This is a genomic window from Marmoricola endophyticus (assembly GCF_014644415.1).
Lineage (GTDB): Bacteria > Actinomycetota > Actinomycetes > Propionibacteriales > Nocardioidaceae > Marmoricola > Marmoricola endophyticus.
On the sequence record NZ_BMKQ01000001.1, the window covers coordinates 2,193,697 to 2,219,365 of the forward strand.

Annotated in this window: 22 protein-coding genes, 2 tRNA genes and 1 pseudogene; 17 read left to right on the forward strand and 8 right to left on the reverse strand. The window is 71.5% G+C overall.

What is annotated here, in order from left to right; all coding sequences use genetic code 11:
• Positions 1-135 precede the first annotated feature (135 nt).
• The 6 genes from IEX42_RS10770 (at position 136) to IEX42_RS10795 (ending at position 8,054) form a co-directional block, all read left to right on the forward strand.
• Complete coding sequence (locus IEX42_RS10770) at positions 136-2,238, forward strand: DUF6049 family protein (RefSeq protein ID WP_229660783.1); 2,103 nt, start codon at positions 136-138, stop codon at positions 2,236-2,238.
• Complete coding sequence (gene murJ, locus IEX42_RS10775) at positions 2,235-4,082, forward strand: murein biosynthesis integral membrane protein MurJ (RefSeq protein ID WP_229660784.1); 1,848 nt, start codon at positions 2,235-2,237, stop codon at positions 4,080-4,082. The genes IEX42_RS10770 and murJ overlap by 4 nt, the downstream gene beginning before the upstream one ends.
• A gap of 73 nt (positions 4,083-4,155) precedes the next feature.
• On the forward strand, positions 4,156-5,685 hold the full coding sequence (locus IEX42_RS10780) for a protein kinase family protein (protein WP_188779770.1): 1,530 nt from the start codon (positions 4,156-4,158) through the stop codon (positions 5,683-5,685).
• Between the two features lie 111 nt (positions 5,686-5,796).
• The gene (gene trxB, locus IEX42_RS10785; RefSeq protein ID WP_188779771.1) at positions 5,797-6,807 is read left to right on the forward strand and encodes a thioredoxin-disulfide reductase; all 1,011 of its coding nucleotides are present in this window, start codon (positions 5,797-5,799) and stop codon (positions 6,805-6,807) included.
• A gap of 203 nt (positions 6,808-7,010) precedes the next feature.
• Complete coding sequence (locus tag IEX42_RS18360) at positions 7,011-7,172, forward strand: thioredoxin domain-containing protein (protein ID WP_308422223.1); 162 nt, start codon at positions 7,011-7,013, stop codon at positions 7,170-7,172.
• A 126-nt stretch (positions 7,173-7,298) separates the two neighbouring features.
• The gene (locus tag IEX42_RS10795; protein ID WP_188779772.1) at positions 7,299-8,054 is read left to right on the forward strand and encodes a lysophospholipid acyltransferase family protein; all 756 of its coding nucleotides are present in this window, start codon (positions 7,299-7,301) and stop codon (positions 8,052-8,054) included.
• 17 nt (positions 8,055-8,071) lie between these two features.
• On the opposite strand, the gene IEX42_RS10800 is transcribed toward IEX42_RS10795, so the two are convergent.
• From IEX42_RS10800 to rpmH, 8 genes are all read right to left on the reverse strand, one after another.
• Positions 8,072-9,028: a ParB/RepB/Spo0J family partition protein gene (locus IEX42_RS10800; RefSeq protein ID WP_188779773.1), complete on the reverse strand. Its 957-nt coding sequence runs from the start codon at positions 9,026-9,028 to the stop codon at positions 8,072-8,074.
• The gene (locus IEX42_RS10805; protein ID WP_229660979.1) at positions 9,025-9,897 is read right to left on the reverse strand and encodes a ParA family protein; all 873 of its coding nucleotides are present in this window, start codon (positions 9,895-9,897) and stop codon (positions 9,025-9,027) included. The genes IEX42_RS10800 and IEX42_RS10805 overlap by 4 nt, the downstream gene beginning before the upstream one ends.
• 119 nt (positions 9,898-10,016) lie before the next feature.
• Positions 10,017-10,661, reverse strand: coding sequence for a 16S rRNA (guanine(527)-N(7))-methyltransferase RsmG (rsmG, locus tag IEX42_RS10810; protein WP_308422224.1), 645 nt, complete (start codon positions 10,659-10,661; stop codon positions 10,017-10,019).
• Between the two features lie 71 nt (positions 10,662-10,732).
• Entirely contained in the window at positions 10,733-11,221 is a 489-nt protein-coding gene (locus IEX42_RS10815) for a Jag family protein (protein ID WP_188779776.1), read from the reverse strand.
• Positions 11,222-11,259: 38 nt separating this feature from the next.
• Positions 11,260-12,252, reverse strand: coding sequence for a membrane protein insertase YidC (gene yidC, locus IEX42_RS10820; protein WP_188779777.1), 993 nt, complete (start codon positions 12,250-12,252; stop codon positions 11,260-11,262).
• A 1-nt stretch (position 12,253) separates the two neighbouring features.
• Entirely contained in the window at positions 12,254-12,484 is a 231-nt protein-coding gene (gene yidD, locus IEX42_RS10825) for a membrane protein insertion efficiency factor YidD (RefSeq protein ID WP_188779778.1), read from the reverse strand.
• Positions 12,481-12,831, reverse strand: coding sequence for a ribonuclease P protein component (gene rnpA, locus IEX42_RS10830; RefSeq protein ID WP_188779779.1), 351 nt, complete (start codon positions 12,829-12,831; stop codon positions 12,481-12,483). Before rnpA ends, yidD begins: the two co-directional genes overlap by 4 nt.
• A gap of 10 nt (positions 12,832-12,841) precedes the next feature.
• Complete coding sequence (gene rpmH / locus IEX42_RS10835; protein ID WP_188779780.1) at positions 12,842-12,979, reverse strand: 50S ribosomal protein L34; 138 nt, start codon at positions 12,977-12,979, stop codon at positions 12,842-12,844.
• A gap of 449 nt (positions 12,980-13,428) precedes the next feature.
• On the opposite strand from rpmH, the gene dnaA reads away from it, so the two are divergent.
• The 11 genes and pseudogenes from dnaA (at position 13,429) to IEX42_RS10890 (ending at position 25,659) form a co-directional block, all read left to right on the forward strand.
• Positions 13,429-14,907, forward strand: a complete 1,479-nt coding sequence (dnaA, locus tag IEX42_RS10840) for a chromosomal replication initiator protein DnaA (RefSeq protein ID WP_229660785.1) — start codon at positions 13,429-13,431, stop codon at positions 14,905-14,907.
• A 437-nt stretch (positions 14,908-15,344) separates the two neighbouring features.
• The gene (gene dnaN / locus IEX42_RS10845; protein ID WP_188779782.1) at positions 15,345-16,505 is read left to right on the forward strand and encodes a DNA polymerase III subunit beta; all 1,161 of its coding nucleotides are present in this window, start codon (positions 15,345-15,347) and stop codon (positions 16,503-16,505) included.
• A 24-nt stretch (positions 16,506-16,529) separates the two neighbouring features.
• Positions 16,530-17,489: pseudogene (gnd, locus tag IEX42_RS10850) on the forward strand (phosphogluconate dehydrogenase (NAD(+)-dependent, decarboxylating)); the annotation flags it as partial.
• 15 nt (positions 17,490-17,504) lie between these two features.
• Entirely contained in the window at positions 17,505-18,665 is a 1,161-nt protein-coding gene (gene recF, locus IEX42_RS10855; protein WP_188779784.1) for a DNA replication/repair protein RecF, read from the forward strand.
• Positions 18,662-19,243, forward strand: a complete 582-nt coding sequence (locus IEX42_RS10860) for a DciA family protein (protein ID WP_188779785.1) — start codon at positions 18,662-18,664, stop codon at positions 19,241-19,243. The genes recF and IEX42_RS10860 overlap by 4 nt, the downstream gene beginning before the upstream one ends.
• A gap of 312 nt (positions 19,244-19,555) precedes the next feature.
• Complete coding sequence (gyrB, locus tag IEX42_RS10865) at positions 19,556-21,715, forward strand: DNA topoisomerase (ATP-hydrolyzing) subunit B (protein ID WP_373286189.1); 2,160 nt, start codon at positions 19,556-19,558, stop codon at positions 21,713-21,715.
• A 133-nt stretch (positions 21,716-21,848) separates the two neighbouring features.
• Positions 21,849-24,518 carry a DNA gyrase subunit A gene (gene gyrA / locus IEX42_RS10870; RefSeq protein ID WP_229660786.1) on the forward strand — a complete coding sequence of 890 codons (2,670 nt, stop codon included), beginning with the start codon at positions 21,849-21,851 and terminating at the stop codon, positions 24,516-24,518.
• On the forward strand, positions 24,518-25,144 hold the full coding sequence (locus IEX42_RS10875) for a DUF3566 domain-containing protein (RefSeq protein ID WP_188779786.1): 627 nt from the start codon (positions 24,518-24,520) through the stop codon (positions 25,142-25,144). The genes gyrA and IEX42_RS10875 overlap by 1 nt, the downstream gene beginning before the upstream one ends.
• 80 nt (positions 25,145-25,224) lie before the next feature.
• A tRNA-Ile gene (locus tag IEX42_RS10880) sits at positions 25,225-25,298 on the forward strand.
• 81 nt (positions 25,299-25,379) lie between these two features.
• Complete coding sequence (locus IEX42_RS10885; protein WP_188779787.1) at positions 25,380-25,562, forward strand: DLW-39 family protein; 183 nt, start codon at positions 25,380-25,382, stop codon at positions 25,560-25,562.
• Between the two features lie 24 nt (positions 25,563-25,586).
• Positions 25,587-25,659 (forward strand) — tRNA-Ala (locus tag IEX42_RS10890).
• Positions 25,660-25,669: the final 10 nt, after the last annotated feature.

The window sequence follows — 25,669 nt, forward strand, 5'->3', positions numbered from 1 at the left end:
CCGGTCGGTCCAGCAGTGGGTCCAGCCGCGGACGCGGATGCGGGCTCGGGGATCTCGGTCGGCACGACGGTCCAGATTAGGCCAGGCGGTTCGGCGTCGCGAGACGGCGAGTCCGCGCTGGCTAGAGTGGGAGGGATGAGCACCGGGTCCGTGGCACGCCCCGCGCGACGACCCCGGTCCACCCGACGGCTGCTGGCGCTCCTCGTCCTGGTGCTGCTCGGCTGCCTGCTCGTCACGCCGCCGCCGGCGAGTGCGGCCGACGACCCGCCCGACCAGGGCGAGCCGGGCCCGCTCCAGGTGCAGCTGACCACGCTGTCGCCGGCGGTCCTGCCGCGCAGCGGGACGGTGACCCTGTCGGGCACGGTGACCAACCTCGACACCGACCCCTGGCGCGACGTCAACGTCTCGACCTGGGTCTCCTCGACCCCCATGCGCAGCAGCGAGGAGCTGGAGGAGGCCTCGCAGACGCCGTACGACGCCGAGGTCGGCATGCGCTCGGAGGACCCGTCGACGTTCGTCTCGATCGGCGACCTGGCCGCCGGGCAGAGCACCGAGTTCACCATCCGGGTGCCGCGCGACAAGCTCGACATCCCGCAGACACCCGGCGCGTACTGGATCGGCGTGCACGCGCTGGGCACCTCGACGGAGGGCCGCGACAGCGTGGCCGACGGCAGGGCACGCACCTTCATCCCGGTGGTCGAGGACGGGGCCCGGCGCAGGCCCGTGCCGGCCGCGTTCGTGCTGCCGGTGCGCCAGGAGGTGCGCCGTGACCCGAGCGGCCACCTCGTCGACCCCGCCGAGTGGACCCGCCTGCTCGGGGAGGACGGCCGGCTGGGTCGCATCCTCGGGCTGGGCCGCACCGCGGGAGCGATACCTCTCACCCTGCTCGCCGACCCCGCCGTGCTCGACGCCGCGGCCGTTCTCGCCCGTGACAGCAGGACGGCGGCGCAGCAGGACTCCGGCGACGACGACCGTGACGACGAGCAGGCGACGGCGGACCTCGCCCAGGGCTGGCTCGAGCGCGTGGTCGACCTCGCGCAGCGCAACCGCACCCTGGCCCTCGGCTACGCCGATCCCGACACCGCCTCGCTGGCGCGCCGCGCACCGCGGCTGCTCGACGACGCCGTACGCCTGTCGCGGACGTCGTTCTCCGCCCGGGGAGTCGACTCGACGTCCCCGACCGCCGCCCCGGTCGACGGCGTCCTGCCCGCCTCGGCGCTCGCGACGCTCTCCGCCGGGACGCAGGTCCTCCTCTCGCGCCGCGCGGCGCCCGACGGCACCCCCGGCTACGCCCGCACCGCCCAGGGCCAGCCGCTCGCCCTGGTCGACACCGACGCCACCGCTCGAGGCCCCGGTCCTGGCCCGGTGGACGACGCGCTCAGCTACCGCCAGCGGATCCTCTGCGAGGCGGCGCTGCGCCAGGCCGAGGGCGACACCAGCACGATGGTCGTCGTCCCGCCGGCCGACTGGGACCCGGGCTCGCAGTGGAGCTCCTCGGCGTTCTTCTCCTCCCTCGACGTGCCGTGGCTGCGGTGGTCCTCCCTCGGGACGAGCGGGACGAGCACCGTCCGCGACCCGGCGTACGACGGCTCCGACGCGGCCGCCCAGGTCGGCGACCGGCTGGTGGACGCCAGCCGCGCCGCCAGCCGCTCGGGCAGCACCTTCGCCTCGGCGCTGCAGCGCCCGGGGGACGTCGCCGACGCCTACCAGCGGCTCGCGCTGCGCGGGGTGTCGTACGCCGCGCGCGACGACCGGAGCCGGGCGTACGCCGACGTCCGCGCGCTCGACGCCTCGGTGCGGTCGCGGCTCGACCGGGTACGCGTCTCGGGCTCGAACCTGGTCACGCTGGCCGGCGGGTCGGGCTCGTTCGTCATCTCGATGACCAACGACCTCGACCGCCCCGTGACGGTGGGTCTCGCCGCGACGACCAGCAACGCCGACCTGTCGCTGCGCCTGCCGAAGTCCGTGACGCTCCCGGCCCGCAAGCGCACCACCGTCCCCATCGAGGCCAGCAGCCAGCAGACCGGGGTCCGCTCGGTCACCCTGCGCGCGACCACGCCCGACGGCACGCCGATCGGGACCGGCATGACCTTCAACGTCCGAGACAGCCAGGTCAGCTCGCTGATCTGGGCCGTGCTGGCCGCCGGGGTGCTGCTGGTGGTGGCCATGGTCGTACGCCGGATCCGCAGCCGGAACGGCCTGCGCCGGCCCGCCCACGAGCCCGGGCCCGACGCGTGAGCACGACCGGCCGTCCGCCCGACCGGCCGCTCGACCGGCCCCGCGCGGTGCACGAGGCCGGGCTGGACGCCGAGGTCGAGACCGGGAGCATCCCCCCGATCCAGGCACCGGTGCTCGGGTCCGCCGAGGACCGCGCCGACGGGCCGGCCGCGGAGACGGCCGCTGTCACGGTGGAGGGCAAGGACTCCGCGAGCGGCCTGCTGGGCTCCAGCGCGGTGATGGCGGCCGGCACCGTGGTCTCGCGCCTGAGCGGGTTCGCCCGCAGCTCGCTGCTCCTGGCTGCGCTCGGCGCGCAGCTGCACGCCGACATCTTCAACGTCGCCAACACCGTGCCGAACATGCTCTACATCCTGCTGGCGGGCGGGGTGTTCAACGCGGTGCTCGTGCCGCAGCTGGTCCGGGCGACCAAGCAGGACGCCGACGGCGGTACGGCGTACACCGAGCGAGTGGTGACCGTCGCCGCGGTCTTCCTGCTCGTCGTCTCGGTCGTGCTGGTGGTGGCGGCGCCGCTGCTGATGCGACTGTTCCTCGACCCGTCCTACGACTCGCCGGCACTGGCCGACCAGCGCGACTCGGTGATCGCCTTCGCCCGCTACTGCCTGCCCCAGGTCTTCTTCTACGGCATGTTCGTGCTGCTCGGCCAGGTGCTGAACGCCCGGCGCAGCTTCGGCCCGATGATGTGGGCCCCGATCGCCAACAACGTGATCTCGGTCGTCGTGCTGGTGGCGTACCTCAGCACCTTCGGCCCGGTGTCGAAGTCCGAGCTGAGCAGCGCGTTCACCTCGGCGCAGGAGCTGGTGCTCGGCCTCGGCTCGACGCTCGGCATCGCCGCCCAGCTGGCCGTCCTCGTCCCGTACCTGCGCCGCGCCGGGGTCCGGCTGCGCCCGCGCTTCGACCTGCGTGGCTCGGGGCTGGGGCACACGCTGCGTCTGGGTGTGTGGACGGTGCTGTTCGTGATCGCCAACCAGGTCGCGTACACGGTCGTCGTCCGGATCGCCTCGAGCGGGACCGCGTCCGGCTCCTCGGGCGGGACCGGCTACACCGTCTACTCCAACTCGTTCCTGCTCATCATGGTCCCGCACGCCGTGGTGACCGTCTCGCTCGCGACCGCGATGCTCCCGCGGCTCTCGTCGACCGCCGCGGACCGCGACCTCGGCGAGGTGGGCCGCGGGATCGGGCAGATGATGCGGACGACCTTCGCGCTGATCGTGCCGTTCGCCCTGCTGATCCCGGTCGTCTCCCGCGACGTCCCCACCCTGGTCTTCGGGTACGGAGCCGGCAGCGGCACCGCGGGACTGTTCGGGCCGACCCTGTCGCTCTTCGCGCTCGGCCTGGTCTTCTTCACCAGCCACTACCTCGTCCTGCGCGGGTTCTACGCCCTCGAGCGCACGCGGACGGTGTTCTTCATCCAGGTGGTGGTCTCCGCGGTCAACATCGTGCTGGCGGTCGCCCTCACCCGCGGCATCACCGCCGGCCAGACCTCACCGCGGCTGGTCCTCGCCTACTCGGGGGCGTACGCCGTCGGCGCGGTGCTCTCGTACGTCGTCCTCTCCAGGCTCGTCGGAGGGCTGCAGGGCGGCCGGCTGCTCGAGTTCGCGCTGCGCATCGTGCCCGCTGCCGCGATCGCCGCCGGTCTCGCCTGGGCCGCCCACGAGGCGGTGGGGAGCCTCCTGTCCGGCGACGGCAAGGTCGCAGCCCTCGTCTCGCTGCTCGTGACCGCCGCCGTCGACGGGGCGGTGCTGCTGGTCCTCGCCCGGATGGCCGGGATCGTGGAGCTGACCAGCGTGCTGGACCTGATCGGCCGGCGGCTGGGCCTGCGCCGCCGCGGCGGACACCGTGCGTGACCTGGCGCGTCCCGCGACCGACGGCGCCACCACGCCCTAGACTCGCGACACGCCCTGCCAGGAGGAGGCGAACGTGAGCACCGCGAGCAGCGCCGGCGTCGTGCTGGGCGGCCGGTACCGCTTGGAGGACCTCCTCGACGACGTCGACGGCGCGCGCGCGTGGCGCGCGACCGACACCGTCCTGGTCCGTGACGTCCGGGTGTGGGCACTGCCCGAGGAGGACCCTCGGGTGGAGGCGGTCCTCGAGGCGGCGCGGGTCTCGGCGCGCGTCACCGACGCGCACCTGCTCCGGGTCCTCGACGCCGACGTGCGCGACGGGCTCGCCTGGGTGGTCAGCGAGTGGGGCGAGGGCAGGACCCTGGCCGACATGGTCGGTCGGGGGGTGCTGCCGCCGGACCGCTCCGCCTGGTTGACCCGGGAGGTCGCGACCGCGATCGCCTCGGCCGCGGGCCACGGGCTCGCCCACGGGCGCCTCGCCCCCGAGAACGTCATGGTCACCACCTCGGGCACCGTCCGGCTCGTGGGTTTCGCGATCGACGCCGCGGTGCAGGAGACGCTGCGCCGCAGCGGCGACTACCCCGAGGTCACCGACGCGGAGGCGGACGTCCTCGACCTCGCCGGCCTGCTCTACGCCGGTCTCGTCGGCCGGTGGCCCGGCGCGTCGGGCTCACGGGTCGACGCCGCACCGCGCGACGGCCACGGACCGCTGCGCCCCCGCCAGGTACGCGCCGGCGTACCCCGCCCGCTCGACGCGCTGTGCGACCGGGTGCTCTCGCGGCGCCGTGGAGACCTGGACGCGCAGCGGATGGCCGCCGTCCTGACCGAGTACCTCGGTGAGCTCGCCGCCGCCGATCCCTCGCTGCTGCCTGCGACGACCCCCGGCGTGCCCGTGCTCGAGGACGGCGGACCGTCCGACTCCGGCGATCCCGCTGCGCCGGTCACCGAGGACCGCGAGCCGGCCGTGGTGCCGGACGACGTGCCGGTGCCGCCGGTGAGCTCCCCCGTGGGGGAACGGCCCGAGCCCCGACCGTCCTCGGCGACCCCCGCGGCGGCTTCCGGCACCACCACTGCCGACGAGGGCTCCGAGCTGCCCGGGAACCACCGCGCCGCCGAGGCGACCGCGGACGATGTCGAGGACGGCGCCGACCGGGCCGCCGAGGTCGCGGACGACGACCCCGACCGCACGCTGGTGGGCAAGCACCGCCCGACCGGGCCCGACGACGACCCCGACTGGCACAAGCCGCGCCCCGGACCGCGCCCACCCGCGCCGGACCTCGAGGCTCCTCCGGAGAGGCCGCTGTTCGCCCCCGATGACGGCCCCCGCCGGACGCGCCCGGCGGCCGTGCGCTCGTCCGCCACCGAGTCCTGGGGGGCCACGGACTGGTCGCGCTCGCACCCGGTCCGCGAGTGGGAGGCCGGTGACCGCCGCGACGAGGAGCCCCGCTGGCCCTTCGGCGGGGACCACGTCGACGCCCTGCCCGACCTGCCTCCCGACGCGGAGCCGCAGTCGCACTGGCTCCGGCTGCCGCTCATCCTCGGGCTGGTCGCGGTGCTCGCCATCGTGGTGGCGTTCCTGCTGGCCTTCCACGGCGGCGGTTCCTGACCCGTTCGGTGCGCCCGGGTGGAATGGAGCCTGCCTAGGCTGTGTTCACGTGATCGTCCCGCGACGCGACCGCGCGGCGGGACGTCGTACCCATCAGGAGGAGCACTGCCGATGTCCGCCACCTTGTCCGAGACCCGAGACGTCATCGTGATCGGTTCCGGCCCCGCCGGCTACACCGCGGCGGTCTACGCCGCCCGTGCTGGGCTCCGCCCGCTGGTCTTCGAGGGCGCCGTCACCGCTGGCGGTGCGCTGATGAACACCACCGAGGTGGAGAACTACCCAGGCTTCCGCGACGGCATCATGGGCCCGGCCCTGATGGACGAGATGCGAGCCCAGGCCGAGCGGTTCGGCGCCGAGCTGGTGGCCGACGACGTCGTCGAGGTGGACCTGCGCGGGGAGACCAAGACGGTCCGCACCGAGGAGGGAACGTTCGCGGTCCGGTCGGTGATCCTGGCGATGGGGTCGGGCTACCGCAAGCTCGGGGTCGAGGGCGAGGACCGGCTCTCCGGCCACGGCGTGTCCTGGTGCGCGACCTGCGACGGCTTCTTCTTCCGCGAGCAGCACATCGCCGTCGTCGGCGGTGGCGACTCGGCGATCGAGGAGGCGACGTTCCTCTCGCGCTTCGGCTCGAAGGTCACCCTGATCCACCGCCGTGGCGAGCTTCGTGCGTCGCAGATCATGCAGGAGCGAGCCTTCGCCGACCCGAAGATCGACTTCGCCTGGAACAGCGAGGTCGCTTCGCTGGAGGGCGACGACAAGCTCACCGGTGTCGTCCTGCGCGACACCGAGACCGGCGAGGAGCGCACGCTGCCCGCCACCGGCCTGTTCATCGCGATCGGTCACGACCCGCGCTCGGAGCTGCTGCCGGGCCAGGTCGACCTCGACGACGAGGGGTACGTCCTCGTCGACGCTCCGTCGACGGCGACCAACCTCGACGGCGTCTTCGCCTGCGGTGACCTCGTGGACCACCACTACCGCCAGGCCATCACCGCCGCCGGGACCGGTTGCGCCGCAGCGCTGGACGCCGAGCGCTGGCTCGCCGCCCGGGACCACGAGGCCTCGACCGCGGGCGACGCGGCCGAGACCCGCGACGAGGTCGTCGCCGGCGCCGGCGTCGTCTGAGCGTCCTCACCCCGGGGAACACCACGGCCACGAGCGCCGTTGCACGACACACCCACCACTGATCAAGGAGCACACCATGGCTGATCTCCAGGCCGTCACCGACGACACCTTCGACGCGGAGGTGCTCAAGTCCGACAAGCCCGCGCCAGGTCTCCCCCATCCTCGACGAGCTGAACGCCAGCCACGGCGACAAGGTGACGTTCGTGAAGATGAACGTCGACGAGAACCCCGTGACGCCGTCGTCGTACCGCGTCACCGGCATCCCGAACCTCATCGTCTTCCAGGGCGGCGAGCAGGTGCGCCAGATCGTGGGCGCGCGGCCCAAGTCCGCGATCCTCAAGGAGCTCGAGGAGTTCATCGGCTGATCCCGGCCCCTCCACGCGACGGCGTGCGTCCCTGCGGGGCGCACGCCGTTCGTGCGTGCGGCGCCGCTACGCCGGGTCCGGGCTGCGAGGATGGGCGCCGACCCCCGATCCTCGACGAGGAGCCCCGTGCGCGACTTCACGTACCCGTCCATCATCACCTTCGGCAAGGTGATGTTCCGTCTGCTCGGACTGCGTTTCCAGCGCTCGGGCACCGAGCACGTCCCGCGCGAGGGGGGCGCGCTGCTGGCCATCAACCACATCGGGTACGTCGACTTCGTGCTCGCCGGCTACGCCGCTGTCCCGGCCGGTCGCGTGGTCAGGTTCATGGCCAAGAAGGAGATCTTCGACCACTCCGTCGCGGGACCGGTGATGCGCTCGATGCACCACATCCCGGTCGACCGGTCCGACGGAGCCGGGAGCTTCCGCGACGCGGTGCGCTACCTGCGCGAGGGTGAGCTGGTCGGCATCTTCCCCGAGGCGACCATCTCGCGCTCCTTCGAGGTCAAGGAGCTCAAGTCCGGTGCCACGAGGATCGCGGCCGAGGCGGGCGTCCCGCTCCTTCCCGTCGTCCTGTGGGGCACCCAGCGGCTGATGACCAAGGACCACCCGCGCGACCTCGCCGGGCGCAAGACGATCGGCATCCTCGTCGGCGAGCCGATGCACCCCACCGGCGACGACCCGGCGGCGGAGACCGCTGCGCTGCACGAGGCGATGTCCGCCCTGGTGCGGGAGGCGATCGAGGCGTACCCGGCCGACGAGCAGCCCGAGGGCAGCTGGTGGCTGCCCGCGTCGTACGGCGGGTCGGCTCCTACGCCCGCCGAGGCCGAGGAGCTGGACGCGGCCGAGAAGCGCCGACGGGCCGAGCGTCGGCGAAAAAACTGACTTGTCGACAAATCACTTCATGGTTTTGCTGACGAGTCGCTCCTGATCACCTCGAGGATCCGCTTGAGGTCCGACAGGCTGGCGAAGTCGACCGTAATCTTGCCGCGGTGCTTGCCGAGCTGGACGCGGACCCGGGTCTCCAGGAGGTCGCTGAGCTCGTCGGCGATGTCGGCGAGGCCCGGAGCCACCGGGCGAGCGCGCTGGGCGCGACTGTCCCGTCGGTCGTCGCCGACCGCGACGATCTCCTCGAGCCCGCGCACGGAGATGCCCTCGGCCACGACCCGGTGGGCCAGGCGGTCCTGCAGGTCCGGGTCCTGGACGGCGAGCAGGGTACGGGCGTGGCCGGCCGACAGCACCCCTGCGCCGACCCGCCGCTGGACGGCCGGCGAGAGTCGCAGCAGCCGGAGGGTGTTGGAGATCTGCGGGCGACTGCGACCGATCCGGTCCGCCAGCTCGTCGTGCGTGCAGTCGAAGTCCTCCAGCAGCTGCTGGTAGGCCGCGGCCTCTTCCAAGGGGTTGAGCTGCGAGCGGTGCAGGTTCTCCAGCAGGGCGTCGCGGAGCATGTCCTCGTCGCCGGTGTCCCGCACGATCGCAGGGATCCGCTCCAGTCCCGCGGCCTGGGAGGCGCGCCAGCGGCGCTCCCCCATAATCAGCTCGTAGCCGTCCTCCTCGGCCCGCCGGCGCACGACGACCGGCTGCAGCAGGCCCACCTCGCGGATCGAGTGGACCAGCTCGGCCATGTCGTCCTCGTCGAAGACCTCGCGAGGCTGGCGTGCGTTGGGCACGATCGCCTCGACGGGCAGCTCCGCGAAGTGAGCGCCGGGCACGCTGCCGACCGTGGGCGCGTCCTCGTCGACGGCTGACTCGCTGCCGGACGCGGCGGCTGACGCACGCTCGGGGGCCTCGGGCTCCGTCGGGATCAGGGCACCGAGACCGCGGCCGAGTCCTCGGCGCTGCGGGGGCTTCGGGCTCATCCGCGCCCACCTCCGTCCTGCGGGGCCGGAGGCCGCTGCCCGATCACCGCGAGCTCGCGGGCAGCGGCGAGGTAGGCGAGGGCCCCGGTGGACGTCGGGTCGTAGCCCAGCACGCTCTGCCCGTAGCTCGGCGCCTCGGAGACCCGCACCGAGCGCGGGATCATCGTCCGGAGCACCCGTGGGCCGAAGTGCTCGCGGACCTCCCGAGCCACGCCCGAGGCGAGCTTCGTGCGCGAGTCGTACATCGTGATCAGGAACGCGCCGAGACTCAGCTTGTCGTTGAGGTGCGCCCGGACCATCTCGACGGTCTCGAGCAGCTGACCGAGCCCCTCGAGCGCGTAGTACTCGGCCTGGATCGGGATCAGGATCTCCGCTCCGGCGACGAGCGCGTTCAGGGTGAGCAGGCCCAGCGACGGGGGGCAGTCGACGAGGACGTAGTCGTACCGCGTGTCCTCCTCCCCGATCAGCCGCGCTGCGTCGAGCGCCTTGCGCAGGCGGCTCTCCCGGGCGACGACGCTGACCAGCTCGATCTCGGCTCCGGCCAGGTCGATGGTCGCGGGCACCAGCCAGAGGTTCGGGACCTCCTCGACCGGCTGCGTGACATCGCGCAGCGGGGTCCCGTCGACCAGCACCTCATACGTTCCGGGCGTCCCGCGACCGTGCTCGACGGCGAGGGCGGTGGAGGCGTTGCCCTGAGGGTCGAGGTCGATGACCAGGACGCGCTGTCCGAGCTGGGCCAGCGCCACCGCGAGGTTCACCGTGGTCGTCGTCTTCCCGACGCCGCCCTTCTGGTTGGCGACCACCACGGTTCGCGTGCGCGACGGGCGGGCGACGGGGTCGTCCTGCACCGCTCCCTCGCGGGCTGCCATCTGCTGGGCGACCGCTCGCGCCAGCGGGGTGGAGTCGTCGAAGCCGGTCGCGTCCTTGTCCAGATCGGCTGCCGTCGGCACGGTCCTGGGCCCGGTTTCACGTGAAACCTGCGCCTCGTTCATCGCTTGCCGCTCCCTCGTCCTCGCTTGCGCCGCGCGCTCCGACCACCTGACGACGATCCTGCCGCACGAGTGTCCGACACTCGCACGCGCACCGCCGTCGTCGGCTCCGTCGCCAGGTCAGCACCGTACTGCTCGACACCGACCACCTCTCCCCCGAGGCGTTGGATCGCCCGCCGGGCGCCATCGAGCTCCTCGGTCACTGCCGCTCCCTTCATCGCCACGAGCCAGCCGCCGGGCGCCACCAGCGGGAGCGTCCAGCCCGCCAGCTTGTCGAGCCGGGCGACGGCGCGCGCGGTGACGACCGGGAACGCGCGGTGGCCGGCCAGCTCCTCCGCCCGGGCGCGGACGACCTCGACGTTGTCGAGGCCGAGCGCGGCGACCGCCTCCTGCAGGAACGTCGCACGGCGCAGCAGCGGCTCAACCAGCACCACGCAGACGTCCGGTCGTGCGATCGCGATCGGGATCCCCGGCAGGCCGGCGCCGCTGCCGATGTCCGCCACGGTCGTACCGTCGTCGAACGCCGCCGCCAGCAGCCCGCAGTTCACGAGGTGCCGGTCCCACAGCCGAGGAACCTCACGCGGGCCGATCAGCCCCCGGGTGATCCCGGCCCCAGCCAGCAGGTCGGCGTAGGCCTGCGCCACCGGGAGCCGAGACGAGAAAACCCCCGCCGCCACCTCGGGCGCCGGGGGTGTTTCACGTGAAACCGCGTCGCTCACTCGTCTCCACCGGGAGCTGGCTGGACGACCACGTGCCGGTGCGGCTCGACACCGGCCGACGACGACCCCAGTCCTGCAGCCGCCACGACGTCGTGGACCACCTTGCGCTCGAACGGCGTCATCGCCGCCATCGGCTCCTCCTCGCCGGACGCCTTGACCCGGTCGATCACCTCGGCGGCCAACGTCTCGAGGTCCGTACGCCGCTGAGCGCGGTGCCCGCTGACGTCGAGCATCAGTCGCGAGCGCGACCCGGTCTCGCGGTACACCGCCAGCCTGGTCAGCTCCTGGAGCGCCTCGAGCACCTTGCCGCTGTCCCCCACGAGCTGAGGCAGCTCCGCGCCCACGATCGAGACCGTCGCGCGATCGCCCTCGACGTCCATGTCGATGTCTCCGTCGAGATCAGCGATCTCCAGGAGCTCCTCGAGGTAGTCCGCGGCGATCTCGCCCTCCTGCTCGAGCGGGTCCACACCCTCGGTGGTGGTCATCTCTCTCCTCTGGTCGGCGCGTCGTCGTGGGGCGGTGGTCAGCCGTTGGCCGACCCACCACCCTTCTTGCGCTGGTTGCGGGTCTGCTTACGCGGCTGCTGCCGCTGCGGGGGCTGCTTCGCGGCTCCCCCACCGTCGGAGCTCGGCGGCTCGGCGTCCTTCGCCACGATGCCTCCGGAACCCTCGGGGCCGTCCTCGCCCTTGCGCCGCCGCTTCTCGGCGTCGCGCTTCTCCTTCGCCCGGAACGCCTCGGTGTTCGGCGCAGGGTTGTTCCGGATCACGTAGAACTGCTGGCACATGGTCCACAGGTTCGACGTGGTCCAGTAGAGGACGACGCCGATCGGGAACGCCACACCGCCGACAGCGAAGACCAGCGGCAGCACGTAGAGCAGCAGCTTCTGCTGCTGGGCGTACTGACCGGTCATCGCGTCCGCCGGCATGTTCTTGCTCATCAGCTGGCGCTGGGTCAGGAACGTCGTCGCGATCATCACCACGATCAGCAGGCCCGCGAGGACCTTGACGCTGATGTCGTCCGCACCGGTGAAGGTGTCGGCGATCCGCGCGCCGAAGATCTTCGCGGCGCTGAGGTTCTCGACGTTCTCCTTGGTGAGGATCCCTCGCGTCTCCCCCTTCGACGCGTGGTCGATCAGCCGGAACAGCGCGATGAAGATCGGCATCTGCACGATCAGCGGCAGGCACGAGGCGAACGGGTTGGTGCCGGTCTCCTTGTACAGCGTCATCGTCTCCTGGGCGAGACGCTCGCGGTCGTGGCCGTACTTCTTCTGCAGCTCCTTCACCTTGGGCTGCACCAGCTGCATGTTCCGGCTGGACTTGATCTGCTTGACGAACAGCGGGATCAGGGCAGCCCGGATGACGATGGTCAGGCCGATGATCGACAGCGCCCAGGAGGCACCGCTCGCGTCACCGAACACGGCACCGAGCACGTGGTGGAAGCCCATGAGGACCACCGAGATGATCCAGTACAGCGGCGTGATGATGAACGTGCCGACGTCGCTGAAGAAGTCGAACAACTCAAGCTCCTCGGGTGGATCGGGACGGAACGGGGTCGTACCCGCCCCGCGCCCAGGGATGACAGCGCAGCACACGACGGACCGACAGCCACGAGCCTCGCAGACTGCCGTGAACGGTCACGGCCTCGAGCGCGTACGCCGAGCACGACGGGTGGTACCGACAGACCTGACCGTAGAGCGGCGAGACGAGCAAGCGGTAGCCGCGGAGCAACCAGATCAGCGGGTACTTCACGACGCGACCGCCGCCGCCACCCGCTCCAGACCGCGGTCGAGGGAGCGGCCGAGCTCCTCCGAGGTGGCAGCGGCCGCCGCCGGCAGCGCGCGCACGACGAGCAGCGACCCAGCGGGCAGGGCCGCCAACCGGTCCCGTACGAGGTGGCGCAGGCGGCGCTCGACGCGGTTGCGAACCACGGCACCACCGACGGCCCGGGACACCACGAAGCCCGCACGCGGCGTCTCGTCGGTCCGGGCGGCGGGGCGGAGGTGCACGACCAGCAGCCGGCTCCCGGCGCGCTCGCCCTCGCGCACCGTCGACCCGAAGTCGGCCGACCGCGTCAGTCGTGCCGAGCGGGGGAGCACCGAGGCGGCGTCAGGCAGCGAGGCGGTTGCGCCCCTTGCGGCGGCGCGAGGAGAGGATCGACCGCCCGGCGCGGGTGCGCATCCGCAGACGGAAGCCGTGCGTCTTGTGCCGGCGACGGTTGTTGGGCTGGAAGGTCCGCTTGCTCACTGGTTTCTCCGGTGTCGCTGGTCGGCCGAGGCCGCCATGGTGATCAGGTCGAGTGCAGGGAAGGGTGGCGCAGGGCGCCGGGCGCAGGCGACCGAACGCCATCTCGCCCGAGGCGGTGTCCACCTCGACCGCTCAACGGTACGGGCGCCGGGAAACGCCGGTCAAAAGTTGCGCCACCGCGAACGAAAGCGGGCAACGTCGCACACCCGACTCGGACGACGTCGGCGACACGCCGACGACCATCACAGGGTTCCCGCGATCCGGTTGATGCCGTGGCGAGGTCGTTGCTAGTTTTCTGGATCGCGTCCGTGCACAGCCTGTGGACAAGTCTGTGCACGACCGTCGCTGGGGGAGCAGGGTGGACCCACGGCGAGCCGGGTCGAAGCGATCCGCGACGACCTGGTGGACACGGAGCGGTCCGCCGAGAGCCAACGGAAGTGAGCGCACTCGTGGATCCGAACAGCACCGAGCTGCAGCGGATCTGGGACGAGATCGCCGAGCAGACCTCCCCGTCGCAGCGGGTCTGGCTCCGCAACAGCCGACCGGTGGTCCACGCCGAGAACACCTTCATCGTCGCCGTCCCCAACGAGTTCACCCAGAACCAGTTCGTCAGTCGGCTGCGCACGTTCGTCGAGGACGCGCTGACGGTGTCGTACGGGACGCAGACCCGGTTGCTGGTCAGCGTCGACGAGTCCCTCGACACCGACCTGTTCAGCGAGGGCCCGGCGAACGACGACAGCTCCCGGGACGACCACGCAGCGAGCGCCGTGTCCCCGGACCCGGCCGGCACCGCCGCGCCCGCTCCGGGCCCACCGCCCGTGGAGTCACCGGAGTCACTTAATCGATCTGCAGACTTGTCGACAAATAGTCAGGTCGACGGTCAGCGTGGCCCTGGACTGCTCAACGCCAAGTACACCTTCGACACCTTCGTCATCGGTGCGAGCAACCGCTTCGCCCACGCGGCGGCCGTCGCCGTCGCCGAGGCTCCGGGACGCTCGTACAACCCGCTGATGATCTACGGCGACTCTGGGCTGGGGAAGACGCACCTGCTGCACGCGATCACCGACTACGTCCACCGGTTCTCCGCCGGCAAGACGGTGCGTTACGTCTCCAGCGAGGAGTTCACGAACGAGTTCATCAACGCGATCCAGCAGAGCAACGTCGCGGCCTTCCAGAAGAAGTACCGCGAGGTCGACGTCCTCCTGATCGACGACATCCAGTTCCTCGAGGGCAAGATCCAGACGCAGGAGGAGTTCTTCCACACCTTCAACTCCCTCCACAACGCCAACAAGCAGATCGTCCTCACCTCCGACCGCGCACCGAAGGCGATCGAGAAGCTGGAGGACCGCCTGCGGAACCGCTTCGAGTGGGGGCTGCTGACCGACGTCCAGGCGCCCGACCTCGAGACCCGCATCGCGATCCTGCTCAAGAAGGCCGCCGCCGAGCGTCTCGAGCCTCCGCGCGACGTGCTCGAGTTCATCGCCTCGCGGATCCACACCAACATCCGCGAGCTCGAGGGCGCCCTGATCCGGGTCAGCGCCTTCGCCAACATCAACCGCCAGCCGATCGACCTGACCCTGGCCGAGATCGTCCTGCGTGACCTCATCCCGGACGGCGAGAGCCACGAGATCACCGCCGGGCTGATCATCGCCCAGAGCGCCTCGTTCTTCGAGATCTCGATCGACGACCTGTGCGGCCCCAGTCGTACCCGTCCGCTCGTCGCCGCACGCCACGTCGCGATGTACCTGTGCCGGGAGCTCACCAGCATGTCGCTGCCCCAGATCGCCAAGGAGTTCGGCGGACGGGACCACAGCACCGTCATCAGCGCGAACAAGAAGATCGCCCGGGACATGGCCGAGCGCCGCACGCTGTACCACCAGGTCACCCAGCTCACGACCCTCATCAAGCAGCGCGCCCAGCAGGGCTGACCCACGTCCGGGCACCGTGAACCACACGGGTGCAACATCTGGACAGCCGTGTGGCTATCGCGCCGCTGCCTGGGGACGACCTGTGCGCAGCCTGCGCCTGCCGTCCACACGGCTCTCGCCCCTCCACAGCCGTCCTCCGGTCACGCACATGCGCTCCCACAAGCGGTGTGGACGACGAACCACGGCTGACCTGCACGGGAGGACGTTGCCCACAGGACCCACAGCCCCTATGACGATGACGAGATATCTAGACACCCGATCGAGTCACAACTCCGGGAGGGCACCGACCTGGGGATTGGTGGGCCGGGCCACCGCCCGACCACGTGCGAGGATTCCACCGACCGATCCGGGCACCGAGCGCTCCACGCACCCGTCGTGGCCACTAGTCTCGAGTCCGTCTCCCCGCACCCAACCGCACCAGAGCCAGGAGAGTGGCCGTGAAGTTCAGCGTCGAACGCGACGTCCTCGCCGATGCCGTGGCGTGGACCGCGCGTGCCCTGCCGGTGCGGCCCAGCACTCCCGTCCTCGCCGGCCTCCTCATCGAGGCCGGCCCGCTCGAGGACGGCTCCGAGGGTCTGCGCCTGTCGACCTTCGACTACGAGACCTCGGCCCGTGCCACGTTGAACGCCTCGGTCGAGGACGAGGGCACCGTGCTGGTCTCGGGGCGCCTCCTCGCCGACATCTGCCGCAGCCTGCCCAACCGAGCGGTCGAGCTCAGCCTCGACGGCCCCAAGGTGGTCCTCACGTGCGGGTCCGCGCGGTTCAGCCTCCAGACCATGCCGGTCGAGGACTACCCGAGCCTGCCGTCGATGCCGGAGGCCCGGGGGACCGTGCCGAGCGGGTTGTTCGCCAACGCCGTCAACCAGGCCGTGACGGCGGCGGGCAGGGACGACATGCTCCCGGTGCTGACCGGTGTCCGCGTCGAGATCGAGGGCGAGTCGATCGCCCTGCTGGCCACCGACCGGTTCCGGCTCTCCACCCGCGAGCTGACCTGGTCGCCGGGCACCCCCGACACGACCGGCGCCGCCCTGGTGCCGGCCAAGGTCCTCGCCGACACGGCGAAGTCGCTCACGGGCGGCACCGAGATCTCGATCGCCCTGGCCGACGGCGGCAACGGCGACGGCATCATCGGGTTCGAGGGCGCTGCCACGGGAGGCGGCGTACGACGCACCACCACGCGGCTGCTGGACGGCGAGTTCCCCAAGGTCCGCTCGCTGTTCCCGAACGAGCACCTCACGACCGCTGCGGTCGACCGCGCCGCCCTGGTCGACTCGGTGCGTCGCGTCTCGCTGGTCGCCGAGCGCAACACCGCGGTCCAGCTGACCTTCTCCGGCGGTGTGCTGACCCTCGACGCCGGGAGCGGAGACGAGGCGATGGCGTCGGAGTCGATCGAGGCGAAGGTCGACGGCGACGACATCACCACCGGGTTCAACCCGCAGTTCCTCCTGGACGGTTTGACCGCGATCGAGTCGCCGTACGTCCAGCTCGCCTTCACCACCGCGGCCAAGCCGGTCGTGATGACCGGGCTGGCCGAGCTCGACGCGGAGGTCGACGGGGACTTCCGCTACCTGTTGATGCCACGCCGTCTGCTGTCCTGAGCCCACCGCTCGACCTCCGGCGGCACGACACCGTCTCGGCACCCCTTTCGACTTACGAGGAGAACTCGCATGGACATCGGACTCGTCGGCCTCGGCAAGATGGGCAACAACATGCGCCAGCGGCTGCGCAACGGCGGGCACACGGTCGTGGGCTACGACCGCAACCCCGACGTGAGCGACGTCGACAGCCTCCAGGCGATGGTGGCGGCGCTGCCCAGCCCCAAGGTGGTCTGGGTGATGGTCCCCGCCGGCGACCCGACCCGGCAGACGGTCGCCGAGCTCGGCGACCTGCTCGGCGAGGGCGACCTCGTCGTCGACGGCGGCAACTCGAAGTACACCGACGACGAGGCGAACGCCGAGCTGCTGAGCGCGAAGGGCGTCGGGTTCGTCGACTGCGGCGTCTCCGGCGGCGTCTGGGGCCTGGACAACGGGTACGCCCTGATGTGCGGCGGTCCCGACGCGGAGGTCGCCAAGGTGCAGCCGGCCTTCGACGCCCTCAAGCCCGAGGGCGAGTCCGGCTTCGTGCACGCCGGGAAGAAGGCGGGCGCCGGGCACTTCGCCAAGATGGTCCACAACGGCATCGAGTACGCCATGATGCAGGCGTACGCCGAGGGCTGGGAGCTGCTCGAGGCTACCGACCTCGTCGACGACGTGCCGGCCACCTTCGACTCCTGGCGCTCCGGGACCGTCATCCGGTCCTGGCTGCTCGACCTGCTGGTCAACGCCCTCGAGGACGACACCCACCTGGAGAAGCTCAGTGGCTACGCCGACGACTCCGGCGAGGGCCGGTGGACCGTCCAGGCGGCGATCGACCACGCGGTGCCGATGAACGTCATCGCGGCCTCGCTGTTCGCCCGCTTCACCTCGCGCCAGGAGGACTCCCCGGCGATGAAGGCGATCGCCGCGATGCGCAACCAGTTCGGTGGGCACGCCGTGCACACCGAGCCGCCGGCCGGCGGCGACGCGCACGGCTCCCTGGGCTGAGGTCGCGCCGCACCGGTGCACGTCGTCCACCTGACCCTGCACGACTTCCGCTCCTGGTCGAGCCTGGACCTCGAGCTCGAGCCGGGGGCGACCGCGTTCGTCGGCCGCAACGGGCAGGGGAAGACCAACCTGGTCGAGGCGGTCGACTACCTCTCCTCGCTGTCCTCGCACCGGGTGGCCTCGGACGCCCCGCTGGTCCGTGCCGGTGCGGAGCAGGCCGTCGTCCGTGCGGCGGTCGTACGGGACGGGCGGCGGGCCGTGCTCGAGATCGAGCTCAACCCCGGACGCTCCAACCGGGCCCGGGTCAACCGCGCCGCGCTGCCCAAGGCGCGCGAGCTCCTCGGTCTGGTGCGCACCGTGGTCTTCTCCCCGGAGGACCTGGTCCTGGTCAAGGGCGACCCGTCCGACCGGCGCCGTTTCCTCGACGACCTGCTGGTCCAGCGCAGCCCTCGCTACGCGGGGACGCGCAGCGACTACGACCGGGTGCTCAAGCAGCGCAACTCGCTGCTGAAGACCGCCGGCGCGGCCCGGCGCGGCGGGCCCTCCGCGGAGTCGGCGCTCTCCACCCTCGGCGTGTGGGACTCCCGGCTCGCCGAGCTCGGCAGCGAGATGGTGGCCGCACGGCTGCGCCTGGTCGCCGACCTGGGGCCGCACCTGTCGTCGGCGTACGCCGCGGTGGCGCTCGGGACGGCGAACGTCGAGGCGGTGGCGTCCTACCGCTGCTCCTTCCTGCCCGACGGCCCGCCGGAGGGCGAGCCGGACCGTGCCGCGCTCGAGGAGGTCCTGCTGGCAGAGGTCGAGCGGCGCCGCGGTGACGAGCTCGACCGCGGCATCAGCCTCGTCGGGCCGCACCGCGACGACTTGGTGCTCGCTCTGGGCGGGCTGCCGGTCAAGGGGTACGCCAGCCACGGCGAGTCGTGGTCGTACGCGCTGGCGCTGCGGCTGGCGTCGTACGCCCTCTTGCGCGGTGAGGGCGACGACCCGATCCTGGTGCTCGACGACGTCTTCGCCGAGCTGGACTCCGGTCGCCGCGACCAGCTGGCGGCTCTCGTCGCCGACGCCGAGCAGGTGCTGGTGACCGCGGCGGTCGCCGAGGACGTGCCGGCGGCGCTGAGCGGTGCGAGGTACGTCGTCGCCGACGGGCAGGTCACCCGGGACGAGGGGGGGCGCGGATGAGCAGCGAGCCCCCTGCCGACCCCGGTCCCTCCGGCCACGCACCGGACCCGGAGGAGGAGCACCGCGACGACGGGACCGACCTGGCGACGGTGATCGCCCGGGGCCTGGCCGGACGCACGCGCGCCGCGGCGCCGCGCCGGAGGGGGCGTGGTGCGGGGGCGTGGTCGGCGGACGTGGTGCGCCGCGCCGGTGGCTCGCGATACTCCGGGAGCCACCCCGACGACCGCGACCCGCAGCCGATGGATGCCAGCGTCGAGCGCCTGGTGGCCGACCGCGGCTGGGGCACGGAGCTGCGCGTCCACGGTGTCTTCTCGCGCTGGGGGGCGATCGTGGGCCCCGACATCGCCGCCCACGCCACCCCCGAGTCCTACGTCGAGGGCCGCCTGGTGGTCCGCGCCGACTCCACCGCCTGGGCGACGCAGCTGACGCTGATGGCCTCGTCCCTGGTCCGCCGGATCGACGAGGAGCTGGGCGACGAGACCGTCAGGGTGGTCGAGGTGCTCGGCCCGCGGGGGCCGAGCTGGCGCAAGGGCAGGCTCCGGGTCAGAGGGCGCGGACCGCGCGACACCTACGGCTGAGGCGGGGCCGGGCGGCCCGGGGCGGCCCCTGTGCGAGATCGCCGCTGACGGACGCTGACGGCCGTTCGGCCGTACGGACCCCCGCACGCGTGCGTGCCGTGTCGCTGACGGGCGGGTTCTCGGCCCTCTGGACACCTCTGAGCAAGCCCGATGCCCTTCCCCCTGTGGGTCGGTCGCCGTTCTGAAGGTCCTGGCGGCTAAACTGGTCGAACGACCACCGGACCCGCGACGAGCCCGATCTCGCGCGCTGGACCCGTGGCCGACGAACCCACCCGGACCGCGGTGGGGCCGGACCAGAGAGGCGACCTCCACGTGGCCGACGTACCCGAGCCGACCAGCGACGACGCGACCCCCGACCTGCCTGCCGGGGTCCCCGAGCAGCCGGCGCCGGAGCAGGTGTCCAGCAGCCTCGTCGACGAGGGTGCCTACGACGCCAGCGCGATCCAGGTCCTCGAGGGCCTGGAGGCGGTCCGCAAGCGCCCCGGCATGTACATCGGCTCCACCGGCGAGCGCGGCCTGCACCACCTGATCTGGGAGATCGTCGACAACGCGGTTGACGAGGCGCTCGCCGGCTACTGCGACCGGATCGACGTCACACTCACCGAGGACGGGGCCGTCCGGGTCACCGACAACGGCCGCGGGATCCCGACCGACACCGCTCCGGGACAGGAGCTGCCGGCGGTCACGATGGCACTGACCATGCTGCACGCCGGCGGGAAGTTCGGCGGTGGCGGCTACAAGGTCTCCGGCGGGCTGCACGGCGTCGGTGTCTCGGTGGTCAACGCGCTCTCCAGCCGCCTGGTCGTCGAGGTCAAGAACCGCGGCCACCTGTGGCGCCAGAGCTTCCAGCTGGGCGTCCCCGACGGCGGCCTCGAGGAGGTCCGCGAGCTGGAGCCGGGGGAGCGGACCGGCACCACGGTGACCTACTGGGCCTCGGAGGAGATCTTCGAGACCACGACGTACTCGCTGTCGACGATCACCAGCCGGTTCCGGGAGTACGCCTTCTTGAACAAGGGGCTGGAGATCGTCGTCCGCGACGAGCGGGTCTCGGCGGAGGCCGGCACCGACGACCTCGCGGCCGACCCGATGCAGACCGACGCCGGGTCCGCCGACGGGGCCGGGGAGGCAGTGGCCGACGGCAGCGTCGAGGGCGCGGACCCGCGCGAGCAGCGCTTCCGCTACGACCGCGGCCTGGTCGACTTCGTCGAGCACCTGAACCGGCGCAAGGACGCGGCCCACGCGAGCGTGATCAGCTTCGAGGCGGCCACCCCCGCCGACGCCGAGGACCAGATGAGCCTCGAGATCGCGATGCAGTGGAACACCTCGTACCAGGAGTCGGTGCACACCTTCGCGAACACCATCAACACCCACGAGGGCGGCACCCACGAGGAGGGCTTCCGCTCGGCGCTGACCTCGCTGGTCAACAGCTGGGGTGAGGAGTGGGGCCTGGTGAAGAAGCGGGAGGACCGGGTCTCCGGCGACGACATCCGCGAGGGCCTCACCGCGATCATCTCGATCAAGCTCGGCGAGCCCCAGTTCGAGGGGCAGACCAAGACCAAGCTCGGCAACACCGAGGCGCGCAGCTTCACCCAGAAGGTGGTCTACGACCAGCTCGGGCACTGGTTCGAGTCCAACCCGGCCGAGGGCCGCGACATCATCCGCAAGTCCCAGGCCGCCGCCCAGGCCCGGCTCGCCGCGCGCAAGGCGCGTGAGCTCGCTCGCAACCGCAAGGGCTTCGGCACCGGGGCCGGGCTGCCCGGCAAGCTCTCCGACTGCCAGTCGCACAACCCCGAGGAGTGCGAGGTCTTCATCGTCGAGGGCGACTCCGCGGGGGGCTCGGCCAAGTCCGGGCGCGACCCGCGGGTCCAGGCGATCCTCCCGATCCGGGGAAAGATCCTCAACGTCGAGAAGGCCCGCATCGACAAGGTGCTCGCCAACACCGAGGTCCAGGCGATCATCTCCGCGCTGGGCACCGGCGTGCACGACGAGTTCGACCTGGCCAAGCTGCGCTACCACAAGATCGTGCTGATGGCCGACGCCGACGTCGACGGTCACCACATCAACACGCTGCTGCTCACCTTGCTTTTCCGGTTCATGCGACCGCTGATCGAGCACGGGTACGTCTACATGGCCCAGCCGCCCCTGTACCGCCTGCGCTGGAACAAGCCCGCCGAGCACGAGTTCGTCTACTCCGACGCCGAGCGCGACCTGATGATGCGCGACGGGCTGCAGGAGGGGAAGAAGCTCCCGAAGGACAACCCGGTGCAGCGCTACAAGGGTCTCGGCGAGATGAACGCCGACGAGCTCTGGGAGACCACGATGGACCCCGACCAGCGGCTGATGCTCCAGGTGACCCTGGACGACGCTGCCGCCGCGGACGAGATCTTCTCGATCCTGATGGGCGAGGACGTCGAGCAGCGACGCAGCTTCATCCAGCGCAACGCTAAAGACGTCCGATTCCTCGACATCTGAGGACCGCAGGCGGAGGTACGCCGAGCGCCAGCGAGGTGTGCCGGAGCCGGAGGCCCGCAGGATGTCGACAAAGACACAGCCATCTGACCCAACGTAGGACACCGACCCCCACGCGGGTCTCAGGAGAGCAGACATGACCGAGATGACCAGCAACCTCGGCGGCGAGGGTGGCGGCCCCGGCGGCCGGGTCGAGCCGATCGAGCTGCAGACCTCGATGCAGCGCTCGTACATCGACTACGCGATGGCGGTCATCGTCGGCCGGGCGCTGCCGGACGTGCGCGACGGGCTCAAGCCGGTGCACCGCCGGGTGCTCTACGCGATGTACGACGGCGGCTACCGCCCCGACCGCGGGTTCTCCAAGTGCTCGCGCGTGGTCGGCGACGTGATGGGGCAGTACCACCCGCACGGCGACTCCGCGATCTACGACACCCTGGTGCGGCTTGCGCAGCCGTGGGTGATGCGGGCGCCGCTGATCCAGGGGCAGGGCAACTTCGGGTCGCCGGGCAACGACCCGGCGGCGGCGATGCGGTACACCGAGTGCCGGCTGGCGCCGCTCGCGATGGAGATGGTCAAGGGCATCGACCAGGAGACCGTCGACTTCGGGCCGAACTACGACGGCCGCTCGCAGGAGCCGCTGATCCTGCCCTCGCGCTTCCCGAACCTGCTGGTCAACGGCTCGGCGGGGATCGCGGTCGGGATGGCCACCAGCATCCCTCCGCACAACCTGCGCGAGGTCGCCTCCGGCGCGATCTGGGCGCTGGAGCACCCCGACGCGACGCGTGAGGAGCTCCAGGAGGCGCTGATCGAGCGGATCAAGGGCCCCGACTTCCCGAACTCGGCGCTGATCGTCGGCCGCGACGGGATCGAGCAGACGTACCGCACCGGGCGTGGCTCGATCACCCAGCGTGCGGTGATCGACGTCGACGAGGACGCCCGCGGCAACACCGAGCTGGTGATCACCGAGCTGCCGTACATGGTCAACCCCGACCACCTGCTGGAGAAGATCTCCGACCTCGCCGAGTCCGGTCGGGTGCAGGGGATCAGCAACCTGCGCGACGACACCTCCTCGCGCACCGGCCAGCGGATCGTGGTCACCCTCAAGCGCGACGCGGTCGCGCGGGTGGTGCTGAACAACCTCCTCAAGCACACCGAGCTGCAGACGAACTTCTCGGCGAACATGCTCGCGCTGGTCGACGGGGTGCCGCGGACCCTGACGATCGACCAGTTCATCGCGCACTGGGTCGAGCACCAGATCGACGTGATCCGCAGGCGCACGGAGTACCTCCTGCGCCGCGCCGAGGAGCGCGCCCACATCCTGCGTGCCCTGGTCAAGGCGCTGGACGCCCTCGACGAGGTGATCGCGCTGATCCGGAGCTCGCCGGACGTCGCGGAAGCGCGCCAGGGCCTGATGGGGCTGCTGGACATCGACGAGGTGCAGGCCACCGCGATCCTCGACATGCAGCTGCGTGCCCTGGCCGCGCTGCAGCGCCAGAAGACCATCGACGAGCTGGCCGAGATCGAGGAGACGATCGCGGACCTGCAGGACATCCTGGCCAACGTCTCCCGCCAGCGGCGGATCGTCATCGACGAGCTCGGCGAGATCGTGGAGAAGTACGGCGACGACCGGCGCACCCAGATCATCGCCGCCGACGGGGACCTGTCGATGGAGGACCTGATCCCCGACGAGGAGCTGGTCGTCACCATCACGCGCGGCGGCTACGCCAAGCGGACCCGGGCCGACCAGTACCGCTCGCAGAAGCGGGGCGGCAAGGGTGTGCGCGGTGCGACCCTGCGTGGCGACGACGTGGTCGAGCACTTCCTCGCCACGTCCAACCACCACTGGCTGCTGTTCTTCACCACGGCGGGACGCGTCTACCGGACCAAGGCCTACACGCTCCCCGAGGCGTCGCGCGACGCCAAGGGCGGACACGTGGCCGGCCTGCTCTCGTTCCAGCCCGACGAGGAGATCGCCCAGGTGCTGGCGATCCGAGACTACGACCAGATGCCGTACCTCGTGCTGGCCACCCGGGCGGGGCTGGTCAAGAAGACCCGGCTCGGCGACTACAACTCCCCGCGCCAGGCCGGCGTCATCGCGATCAACTTCCGCGAGGACGACGACGAGCTGATCGGTGCCGAGCTGGTCGAGGCCGACGACGACATCCTGCTGGTCTCGGCCAAGGGTCAGGCGATCCGCTTCCGCGCCGACGACGCCCAGCTGCGGCCGATGGGCCGGGCCACCTCCGGTGTCCAGGGGATGAAGTTCCGCGACGGCGACGACCTGCTCTCGATGTCGGTGATCCGCGCCAGCCAGGTCGCGCTGGAGGAGGAGGGCGAGGCGGTCGCCCCGCAGTACGTCTTCACCATCACCGACGGCGGGTTCGCCAAGCGAACCTCGATCGGCGACTACCGCCTGCAGTCGCGCGGCGGCATCGGGATCAAGGCGATGAAGCTCGACAACGAGGAGCGCGGCCGGCTGGTCGGGGCCTTCATCGTCGTCGACGGCGACGAGGTCCTCTCGGTGACCGGTGCCGGGCAGGTCGTCCGCAGCCCGATCGACGACGGGTTCCGCCCGACCGGGCGCTCCACGATGGGCGTCAAGTTCGTCTCGCCCAAGCGGGGTGACTCCGTGGCCGTGGTGGCGCGCAGCGTCGAGCGGGCGCCCGAGATCGACGCGGAGATCGGTGACGAGGCCCCGATCGGCGACGGCGAGGATGTCGCGGATGAGGCGAGTGGTGCAACAATCGACGCCGACGGTCCGGATGACGGTCCGGACGCCGCAGCCGACGCACCCGAGGAGCCGTGATGACCCAGAGCGACCAGTCAGGCCAGGACGGCCCGGCCCGTCGCCCGAGCGGCACAGGGAGGTCCTCGACGACGACGGCGGACAAGCCCGGCTCGAGGCCGGAGTCGGACCGTACGTCGTCCTCGAGCGACGCGGCCGCGAAGTCGGCCGGGTCGGCGAAGGGGTCCACCGGTTCGACGGCGGCCCCGAAGTCCGGAGCGGCCGCGAGCATCGTCTCGCGCGTCGCTGCGGCGGGATCCAAGGATCGCGCCGGCGACCCGGCTCGCAAGCCGCGCCGGGCGCGACTCCGGCTGACCCAGGTCGATGCGTGGACGGTGCTGAAGACGACCTTCCTGCTCTCCATCGCGATGGGGATCGTGAGCATCGTCGCGGTCGCGGTGATCTGGACGGTGCTCGGCGTGGCCGGTGTCTTCGACTCGATGAACGACACCATCCAGTCCCTGCTCGGCAACGACTTCCGGATCCAGGACTACATCGGGACCGGTCGGATCCTCGGCTTCACGATGATCTTCGCGGTGGTGAACGTCGTGCTCCTGACCGCGATCGGCACCCTGGCGGCGTTCTTGTACAACCTCGCGGCGACCCTGCTCGGCGGGGTCGAGGTCACGCTCACCGAGGACCGCTGAACCAGCGATTTTGGAGGGCCGCGAGGCCGTGCGATAACCTCTGCGAGGTCGTGGCGCCGCTCGGCGGACCACCCCTGCTGGGGCCTATAGCTCAGACGGTTAGAGCGCTTCCCTGATAAGGAAGAGGTCAGAGGTTCAAGTCCTCTTAGGCCCACTCCTCGCCCCCGCGACCCCTCGCCGGTCCGGAGTTCGGCTCGGTCGCCTTCGTCGCGCCGACTACGCTGGCGAGGGTCCCGTGCCCACTTCAGGAGGTCTGGTGAAGAAGATCCTGCTGGTCGCCCTGGCGGTCGCCGCCGGTGTCGTCGCCAAGAGGCGTGTCGACGCCGCCAACGAGGAGCAGTCGCTGTGGCGCGAGGCCACCGACGCGGTCACCGGCCCCGCGGCCGACCTGTCCCGCGATTCCGGGCCGCGAGGCTGACCCACCGCGTCGTACGACGCACCAGGGGCCATGGCGCAATTGGTAGCGCACCTGCTTTGCAAGCAGGGGGTTAGGGGTTCGAGTCCCCTTGGCTCCACCGACCACGG